General features: G+C 66.1%; 5 protein-coding genes and 2 pseudogenes. 3 read left to right on the forward strand and 4 right to left on the reverse strand.

Annotated elements, in window-relative coordinates; genetic code table 11:
* The 4 genes and pseudogenes from B3E91_RS18440 to fdhD form a co-directional block, all read right to left on the reverse strand.
* A pseudogene (locus tag B3E91_RS18440) lies at window positions 1-216 on the reverse strand (formate dehydrogenase cytochrome b556 subunit); the annotation flags it as partial.
* Entirely contained in the window at window positions 213-1100 is an 888-nt protein-coding gene (gene fdxH, locus B3E91_RS18445; protein WP_287030898.1) for a formate dehydrogenase subunit beta, read from the reverse strand. The pseudogene B3E91_RS18440 and the gene fdxH, both read right to left, overlap by 4 nt.
* A gap of 17 nt (window positions 1101-1117) precedes the next feature.
* Window positions 1118-4168 carry a formate dehydrogenase-N subunit alpha gene (gene fdnG, locus B3E91_RS18450; RefSeq protein WP_287030894.1) on the reverse strand — a complete coding sequence of 1017 codons (3051 nt, stop codon included), beginning with the start codon at window positions 4166-4168 and terminating at the stop codon, window positions 1118-1120.
* A 140-nt stretch (window positions 4169-4308) separates the two neighbouring features.
* A complete protein-coding gene (gene fdhD, locus B3E91_RS18455; RefSeq protein WP_287030895.1) occupies window positions 4309-5145 on the reverse strand; it encodes a formate dehydrogenase accessory sulfurtransferase FdhD in 837 nt (278 codons plus the stop codon).
* A gap of 169 nt (window positions 5146-5314) precedes the next feature.
* Here fdhD and B3E91_RS18460 point away from each other — a divergent pair, with 169 nt between their 5' ends.
* The 3 genes and pseudogenes from B3E91_RS18460 to B3E91_RS18470 form a co-directional block, all read left to right on the forward strand.
* Window positions 5315-5566 (forward strand): hypothetical protein, encoded by a 252-nt coding sequence (locus B3E91_RS18460; protein ID WP_273229137.1) that lies wholly within the window; start codon window positions 5315-5317, stop codon window positions 5564-5566.
* A gap of 561 nt (window positions 5567-6127) precedes the next feature.
* Entirely contained in the window at window positions 6128-8614 is a 2487-nt protein-coding gene (pqqF, locus tag B3E91_RS18465) for a pyrroloquinoline quinone biosynthesis protein PqqF (protein WP_287030896.1), read from the forward strand.
* 221 nt (window positions 8615-8835) lie between these two features.
* Window positions 8836-9001, forward strand: a pseudogene (locus B3E91_RS18470) (aldehyde dehydrogenase); the annotation flags it as partial.

The raw sequence follows: 9001 nt of genomic DNA on the forward strand, positions 1-9001 counted from the left end.
GAACAGGTAGGCGAGGAACAGGAAGATCAGCACACCCATGAACGGGTGCAGGATGCGCGCGAGCTGAGGGCCGCCGAGCAGGTTGTTGAGCCAGCTCAGCGAGGGGAAGAACCACGACAGCCCCGACATCGCGACGAAGAAGAAGCAGACGACCATCAACCAGTGGCACATGCGTACCGTGTAGGGCGTGCGCAGGATCGCGTTTTTCCGCTTCATGCCTGTTCCTCCTCGTCTTCTTGTTCAGGGTCCAGGGTCTGCGCGCCGACACCGACGTAATGGAACAGGGTGCCGGCGATGGTGGCGAAGAAAGCGGCTGCGGCTATCGGTTTGAGCCAGCCTTTCCAGCCCTGGATCGCCGTGCTGATGCGCGGGTCCTTGGGCAGGTTGTGGTACAGCTCGGGCTTGTCGGCGTGGTGCAGCACGTACATCACGTGGGTGCCGCCTACGCCTTGCGGGTCGTACAGCCCGGCGTTGGCGAAGCCGCGGCCGTTCAGCTCGGCCACGCGCTGGCCGGCGAGAAACTGCATGTCGGCCTTGCTGCCGAAGTTGATCGCGCCGGTCGGGCAGGTCTTCACGCAGGACGGCTCCTGACCGACCGATACGCGGTCGACGCAGAGCGTGCACTTGTAGGCCTTGTTGTCCTTGCCGCTCAGGCGCGGGACGTTGAACGGGCAACCGGCGACGCAGTAGCCGCAGCGGATGCAGTGCTCGGACTGAAAGTCGACGATGCCGTTGGCGTACTGCACGATCGCGCCGGGACTCGGGCAGGCCTTGAGGCAGCCGGGATCGGCGCAGTGCATGCAGCCATCCTTGCGGATCAGCCATTCCAGCTTGCCGGACTCGCTGTTCTCGTACTCGGCGAAACGCATCAGCGTCCAGGTTTCTGCCGACAGGTCGCGCGGGTTGTCGTAGACGCCGAAATTTTCGCCGACCTCGTCACGCAGATCGTTCCATTCGGAGCACGCCACCTGGCAGGCCTTGCAGCCGATGCAGATGCTCACGTCGATCAGTTTGGCCACTTCCGCCTGCTGGTCGCGGGCGTGGGGCGGCGGGGTCAGCGCACTGGTAGCGGAGCGTTTGATGATGTCTTGGGACTGCATGGACATGACGGGTTTCCTCAGGCCTTCTCGACGTTGACAAGGAAGGCCTTGTATTCCGGGGTTTGCGTGTTGGCGTCACCCACGCGCGGGCTCAGGATGTTGGCCAGGAAGCCTTTGCGGGTTACCCCCTCGAAGCCCCAGTGCACCGGGATGCCGACCTGTTCCACTTCCTGCCCGGCCACCTGCAGCGTCATCACGCGCTTGGTGACCACCGCCTTGCCGCGGATATAGCCGCGCTGGCTGGAAACCTTGACCGTGTCGCCGGCGGCGATGCCCTTGCTGGCGGCGAGCTTCTCGCTGATCTCGACGAACTGCTCGGGTTGCACGATGGCGTTCAGCCGCGAGTGCTTGGTCCAGTGGCGGAACATCTCGGTGATCGAGTACGACGTCGCCACGTAGGGGAAGTCCTCGCGGCCGCCGAAGCTCGGCAGGTCGTCCTTGAAGATGCGTGTCACCGGGCTCTTGCCACTGCCGGAATGCAGCGGGTTGGCCGGAATCGGGCTTTCCTCCGGCTCGTAGTGCTCGGGGAACGGGCCGTCGACCAGCGCCCCCATCGAGAACAGGTGGCCGACGCCGTCCTGCAGCATGATGAACGGGCTCACGCCGCTGTTCGGCGGCGAGCCGGCCGGATAATCGGGCACGTCGGCGCCGGCCCAGGCGGCGCCGTCCCAGTGCAGGAAGGCGCGTTTCGCGTCCCACGGCTTGCCGCTCGGGTCGGCCGAGGCGCGGTTGTAGAGCAGGCGGCGGTTGGCCGGCCAGGCGAAGGCCCAGCCCGGCGTGTTGCCGAAGCCGGTGTCGGTGTTGTCGCGGCGCGCCATCATGTTGCCCGCGGGCGTCCATTGCCCGGTGTAGATCCAGCACAGGCTGCTGGTGCTGCCGTCATCGCGCAGATGGGCGAAGCTGGACAGCAGTTCGCCCTTCTTTGCGATCGGCTTGCCGCTGTCATCGTAGAGGTCGGCCAGCGCGTAGCCGTTGATCTGCTTGGCCAGCTCTTCCGAATGCGGACTCTTCGGGTCGTGGTAATGCCAGTCCAGCTTCAGCAGCGGCTCGGGGCAGGTGCCGCCTTCCTGCTGGTACAGCTCGCGGATCCTGGTCATCAGGCTGCCGAGTATCCTGCCGTCGTGCTGCGCCTCGAACGGTGGCGGCTGCGCCGCGGCGTGCCATTGCAGCCAGCGGGCGGAGTTGGCGATCGAGCCGTCCTCCTCGGCGAAGCAGGACGACGGCAGGCGGAACACGGTGGTCTGGATCTGCGCCGGATCGACGTCGTTGAACTCGCCGTGGTTCTGCCAGAAGGACGAGGTCTCGGTGGTCAGCGGATCGATCACCACCAGGTACTTGAGCTTCGCCAGCCCCTCGCGCACCTTGCCCGAGGACGCGGCAGCGGCGATCAGGTTGAAACCCTGCACGACGTAGCCGTTGACCTGTCCCTTGTGCATTTGCTCGACGTAGGCCATCACGTCGTAGGCGCGGTCCCACTTGGGCAGCCAGTCGTAGCCGAAGTCGTTCTCGGCGGTGGCGTTCTCGCCATACATGCCCTTGAGGAAGCTGACCATGAACTTCGGCGTGTTGCGCCAGAAGTTGATCTGCTTGTCCACCAGGGTCTTCGGCGTGCGCTCGTCGAGGTAGGCCTGCAACGACTGCTGGCTCTCGCTCGGCAACGTCAGGTAGCCCGGCAGCATGTTCGCCAGCACGCCGAGGTCGGTGAAACCCTGCACGTTGGAGTGGCCGCGCAGCGCGTTGATGCCGCCGCCGGGCATGCCGATGTTGCCGAGCAGCAGCTGCACGATGGCGGAGGCGCGGATGATCTGCGAGCCACCGACATGGTGCGTCCAGCCCAGCGCGTAGAGGATGCTGGTGGTGCGGTCGGGGACACTGGTGGACGCGAGCTTCTCGCAGACGTGCAGGAAGTCCTTTATCGGCGTGCCGCAGATACTGCTCACCATTTCCGGCGTGTAGCGCTCGACATGCTGCTTCAGCAGGTTGAACACGCAACGCGGGTGCTGCAGCGTCTCGTCGCGCAGGGCATAGCCATCCTCGCCCAGCTCGTAGGCCCAGGAGGCGCGGTCGTAGGCGCGCTTGGCGGCGTCGTAGCCGCTGAACAGACCGTCGTCGAAGCCGTAGTCCTCGCGCACGATCAGCGGCGCATTGGTGTAGGCCTTGACGTATTCGTGCTGGATGCGGTCGTTGTTCAACAGGTAGTGGGCGACCCCGAGCAGGAAGGCCGAGTCGGCGCCGGCACGGATCGGCGAGTAGAAGTCGGCCACGGCGGCGGTACGGTTGAAGCGCGGGTCCACCACCATCAGATGGGCATTGTTGTGGATCTTCGCCTCGACCGCCCATTTGAAGCCCACCGGATGGGCCTCGGCCGGGTTGCCGCCCATCACCAGGATCACGTCGGCGTTCTTGATGTCGACCCAGTTGTTGGTCATCGCGCCGCGTCCGAACGACGGTGCCAGGCCGGCGACCGAAGGGCCGTGGCAGAGGCGGGCCTGGTTTTCCAGGTGAACCATGCCCAGGCCGCGGGCGAACTTGACGTCGAGGATGCCGGTTTCGTTACTGGCGGCGGAGGAGCCGAGGAAGCCGGTGCTGGCCCAGCGGTTGACCAGTTGGCCCTTGTCGTTGCGTTCGACGAAGTTGGCGTCGCGGTCGTCCTTCATCAGCCGGGCGATGCGCTCGATGGCCTCGTCCCAGCCGATGCGCTTCCATTCGTTGCTGCCTGCCTCGCGAACTTCGGGGTATTTCAGGCGGTCCGGGCTGTTGATGAAGTCCACCAGACCGGAGCCCTTGGGACACAGCGAGCCGCGGCTGACCGGATGGTCCGGGTCGCCCTCGACGTGAAAGATCTTGCTCTTGGCGTTCTTCGCACCGTCGCCGAGGCTATACAGGAGCACCCCGCAACCGACCGAGCAGTAGGTGCAGTTGTTGCGGGTTTCACGGGCGCGCAGCAGCTTGTACTGGCGCGACTGGCTGGCGAGGGCGACGCCGGGGGCGAAACCAAGGGTCGCGGCGCTCGCGCTGGCGGCACCGACGGTGCATAGCTTGAAAAACTGTCTTCTGCCGATCTGCATATCGATCTCCCCAAAACGGCGCATCACGGTTTGCGCCGGAATGAGCGTGTGCTTGTGGCCACGCTCTGTTTTGTCTTTGTCGTTCTGTCAGGCCCGAACCTGTCCGCAGGCAGCGTTCTCCGGGCTGGCGTCGTTGCGTTTCAGCCGCCGGGTGCCGGGCTGTAAACGCGTGCAGCGCTGCGCTGTGGCAGGTGGATCAGGTTCAGGTTGTGCCGGCGCGCCCAGTCCACCGTCAGCGCAGTCGGCGCGGCGAGGCTGACCAGGGTGCCGAGGCCGGCGCGCACCGCCTTGTGCAGCAGTTCGAGGCCACAACGGCTGGTGACCACCGCGAAGCCGCGAGTCGCGTCGATGCGCTGGCGTTCGAGCGCGCCTATAAGCTTGTCGAGGGCGTTGTGACGACCGATGTCCTCTCGGCACAGGCGTATCTCGCCGTGGTCATCGACGAACAGCGCGGCATGCAACGCGCCGCTTCGCCGCGCCAGTGACTGCGCTTCGCCGACGCGTTCGCGCAGGCCCTGCAGGTGTGTGGCGCCGGGTAGTGTCGAACGGGGCAGGCCGGCGAGGGTGGGCAGCGCCTGCTCGAGGCTGTCGACACCACAGAGTCCGCAGCCGCTGCTACCGGCCAGTTGCCGACGCTGCTGCTTCAGCTGCCAGAAGGCACGGCTGCCGATGAGCAGGTCGACGTGCCAGGCGTCGCCGTGTCCTTCCATCCGAATGTCGTAGATTTCGTCGATCCGCTGGACGGTTCCGCTGGTTCGGGTGAAGCCGACCACGAAGTCCTCCAGTGCCTCAGGCGTCACCATCATTACCGCGTGCGCCAGGCCGTTGTAGCTGATAGCCAGCGCGACTTCACTCGCCAGGGCGGCTTCGCCGGATGGTTGGGAGCCGTCTATCTCGGTATATCGGTACGCAAGGGAGACGTCAGGAAGTGCCTCCGTCTGAGGCGTGGACCGGCAATTGGAGATCGGCGTCGGCATGAAAAAACACACTGCGGCAATTTGGCGGTGGCGAGTTTATATCCTCTTTAACTGTAAGGCTAATAGACCTTCGGACTTCTACCCATCTTTCGATCAGGCAACTTCCTGGGCCATCTCGCCTCCTATGTTTTCAACGGCCACCCGCGCCGCGAAACGAGGAGAGTCCGTCATGGGTCAACGCGTTTTCGATAATCACCGTGCCTGGTCCGGTGCAATGCAGGATGGCAACACCATCAAGGCCTTCGTGATGGTGCTCGGCGAGAAGGGCCTGCATGACGGGGTCTACGAGATCACCGCCAACGTCGAATTCCCCGATCTGCCAACCGCGGAACGCACGGCAGCGGCCATCATCGACCGCATTACCACCATCGACGAAGAGGGCATTCCCTGTTTCGGCGCGGATGACGAACCGGACGAGTGACGTCGCGCATAGTTGAAGGCTGTATGGATGAACAGTTATCATCGCGCCGTCCCCAAATGGCCAGCGCGATACTCAGGCCGTCGGCAGCCCGTTCCGGGGCCTGCCGCTTTCTCATTCAGCCTCGTCCGGCGCGAGGCGCAAAAAAAGGGCTGACCTCGCGGTCAGCCCTTTTTCATTGGGGAGTGGAAGGGCGCTCAGTGGCCGTGCAGGGGGCGGCCATGGCCGTGGCGGCGACGCTCGACAGGCGGTTCCTGCGGCTTCTGTTTCGCGGTTGGAGCGTGCCGGCGGGTGAGCCGCAGCATGCCCCAGAGCATCGCAAGGGCAACCGCCATCCAGGCGCATATCAGCATGACGATCATGAGTACGGGAGACATCGTCTTATCCTCGGTAACGGAACGCGTCCGTGTATGGAGTAGACCCTGCTCGGCGAAAAGGTTTCCCCCGCATGCGGCCATGGGCCATCTCCACCGCCCAACGGCACCTTATAGATGCGCCGAAGGTATTCTTGCCTCCGCCTGCGCGCTCGCCGATGCTGGCGGCTCCCGTCTCAAGGACCGCTGCATGACCGATATCGCCGAGCACGCGCCCGTTATCCAGCGCCGCATGACGCTGGAAAACGGCCTCGCCGTGACGCTGCTGCAAGTGCCCCAGGCCCAGCATTGCGCGGCTTGGGTGCGGGTGGCCGCCGGCAGTCACGACGAGCCGCGCGAGTATCCGGGACTGGCGCATTTTCTCGAGCACCTGCTGTTCCTCGACAGCGCCGGGTTTCCCGCCGACCAGGGGCTGATGGCGTTCGTACAGGGCGCCGGTGGTCAGGTGAATGCCAGTACCCAGGCGCGCCACACCGATTTCTTCTGCGAAGTGCCTCCGCTCGCGCTGGACGGCGCGCTGGCGCGGCTCTTCGACATGCTGGCGCGCCCGGCGCTCGATCCGGGGGCGCAGAGGCGCGAACGCGAGGTGCTGCAGGCCGAGTTCCTCGCCCGCGGCGAGGACCGTGAAACGCTGATGAACGCGGCGCTCGGCCTGGCGCTCGCCGCGCATCACCCGTTCGGCGACTTCCACGCCGGCCACCGCGAGACGCTGCCGGTGGAGGAGGAAAGGTTCCAGCGGACACTGCACGGCTTCCATCGGCGGTTCTACCACGCCGGGCAGACGCATCTGCTGGTCGCGGGCGCACAACCGCTGGACACGCTGGAGGCGCTTGCCAGGCGGCATGGAGCACAGCTTGCGCCAGGCGCACGGGTCGTCGCCCAGCTGCCGGCTCTACGGCTGGCGCCGGTGCATGTCGAGGTGCAGGCCTCTGGTCCGACGCAGCTCGCGCTGTACTTCCCGCTGCTGCTGCCGACCGCGGCGGACGCCGCGCTGGAGTGCCTGTTCCGGGTGCTGCGCAGTGCCGCGCCGAACGGCCTGCAGGCGACGTTGCGCGAGCGGGGATACGCCGACCGGGTTTCGCCGCGGCGGGTTTATCGGGCGGATGATCAGGCGCTGATCGCCATCGATATCGAGGGTGCGGCGGCCGATGAGACGACCTGGCGCGAGATCGTCACGCTGCTGTTTTCGTGGCTGGAGTTCTTCGCCGCCCGGAGCGACTGGGCAGACGTGCGCGAGCAGGCGTCCCTAATCCGTTCCGTCCGTTGGCAGACCTGCTCGGCCCTCGATGCGGTGCGAATGGCGGTCGAGAAGGGCGGCAACGAGCCTGTCGAGGCGCCCGCGTTGGCCGCGTTGCTGACGCAGTTGACGCCAGGCGCGATGGTGTCGGTGGTCACTTCGACGCGCGAGCAGCCGTTGCTGGAGCGGCCGGGCTTCGCGTTGCGCGCCCGATGCTCGAAAGGATTGTCCCGTGCGCGCGGAGCGCCCGTTGCCTGGTGCCTGCCCGAGCGCAACCCGTTCCTGACATCGGCCGCTGCGCCGCGCGCCGTATCTCCAATACCTACGGGGCTGCGCTGGCAGAACGACGCGGGCATTCCGCCCGGGCACGCGGCGCTGTTCCTGCGCTGGCGCTGGTCAACGCCCGTTGCCGGTGTGTTTGCCAGAGCCGCGCAGGCGGCGCTGGCACCGCTCGTCCAGGCCTCCAGCGAGGCCGGTGTCGAGGTGCGCTTGCAATGCTCGTCGCAGGCCTGGTTGCTCAGCCTTGGCGGCCTGGCCAGCGCGGTGGATCGGGTTCTGCCGGAGGCGCTGAAAAACCTGCAGCAGCCCACGGCGGTCGACTGGCGCAACGCGCTGGACCCGGCGCCACGAGCTGCCGGCGGGATGCTCCTGCGGCAGCTGCTCGATGAACTGCCTGGCGCGCTGCAAGGCGCGGTGCCGGTGGCGGAATTGTCGCCGGGCGCGCTTCCCGGTGCGTGGAGAGAGCTGTGCCACCAGGCCCGTTGGGACGCCCTCGGTCTGGGCCAGCCTTCGCCAACGATCAATGCCGTCCTGGGCGAACTGCCGGGCCAGGGGCTTTTCGAGGGGGGCTCGGCGGCAAACGTCCAATCCACCTGTCGCTGGATCGAAGTGGCCGGGCAGAAGGAGCAGGCCTTGCTGCTCTTCGCCCGGCAAGCGGGCCTCGATGCCCCGGCTGAAGCCGCCTGGCGCTTGTTGGGCAATGTGCTGCAGGGAGCCTTCTACACACACATGCGCACCGATTTGCAGCTGGGTTACGGCGTCTATTGCGGCTATCGGCAGGTGGGCGAGGAGGCCGGCCTGCTGTTCGCCGTGCAATCGCCGAACGCGTCGGTGGCCGAGATTCTCGCCCATCTGCTGGCGTTTCTCGACGGGCAGCAAGAGCGTCTCGGGCAGCTTACCGACGAGGCGCTGGAGGCGTTCCGCGAACCATTGGCGGCGCAGTTGTCGCAGCCGCCCGCGACTTTCCGCATCCTGGCGGAAGCGCGCTGGGCGCTATACGCCCAGCCGGGCAAGCAGCCTGCCGATAGGATCGCCCGGTGTGTGCGGGAGATAGGTCGTGCGGCGCTGCTCGACGCCCTGTCTTGCGTGCGCCAGGCACAGGCCGGCTGGCTGGCGCTGGCCAACGCGGCGCCACCGGATGCGCGCTGGTCGCTCGGCTGAGCGGCGCATTGCGGTCGATTGACGCGCAGCGGAGCCGCGCTTCCCATCCAGTCGCCGCTAATTCCGGGCTTTCTGCGCGCCGGCTTGACGCTCTCAAGCGAGCCATCTACTACCAATTGACGAGTCGTGGTCGGCCTCCGGCGGAATAGGCTAGAGCGCAGGACACCGATCAATCGGGATCTGCTCACCGAGCGGATCAGAACAACAACGAGGTAAGCATCATGATTTATGCCCAACCCAACACCCCTGGCGCCGTCGTTACCCTCAAACCCCGCTACGGCAACTACATCGGTGGCGAGTTCGTGTCGCCGGTGGACGGCCAGTACTTCACCAACACCTCGCCGGTGAACGGCTCGGTGATCGGTGAGTTCCCGCGTTCCTCGGCCG

Origin of the sequence: Pseudomonas sp. UBA6310, from assembly GCF_002438225.1 — a bacterium.
GTDB classification, from domain to species: Bacteria; Pseudomonadota; Gammaproteobacteria; order Pseudomonadales; family Pseudomonadaceae; genus Pseudomonas_O; species Pseudomonas_O kuykendallii.

Bases quoted from the DNA above. Each gene is read 5' to 3' on its own strand.
- B3E91_RS18460 (WP_273229137.1), top strand. From the start codon at position 5,315: ATGGGTCAACGCGTTTTCGATAATCACCGTGCCTGGTCCGGTGCAATG.
- fdhD (WP_287030895.1), bottom strand. From the start codon at position 5,145: ATGCCGACGCCGATCTCCAATTGCCGGTCCACGCCTCAGACGGAGGCA.
- fdnG (WP_287030894.1), bottom strand. From the start codon at position 4,168: ATGCAGATCGGCAGAAGACAGTTTTTCAAGCTATGCACCGTCGGTGCC.
- pqqF (WP_287030896.1), top strand. From the start codon at position 6,128: ATGACCGATATCGCCGAGCACGCGCCCGTTATCCAGCGCCGCATGACG.
- fdxH (WP_287030898.1), bottom strand. From the start codon at position 1,100: ATGCAGTCCCAAGACATCATCAAACGCTCCGCTACCAGTGCGCTGACC.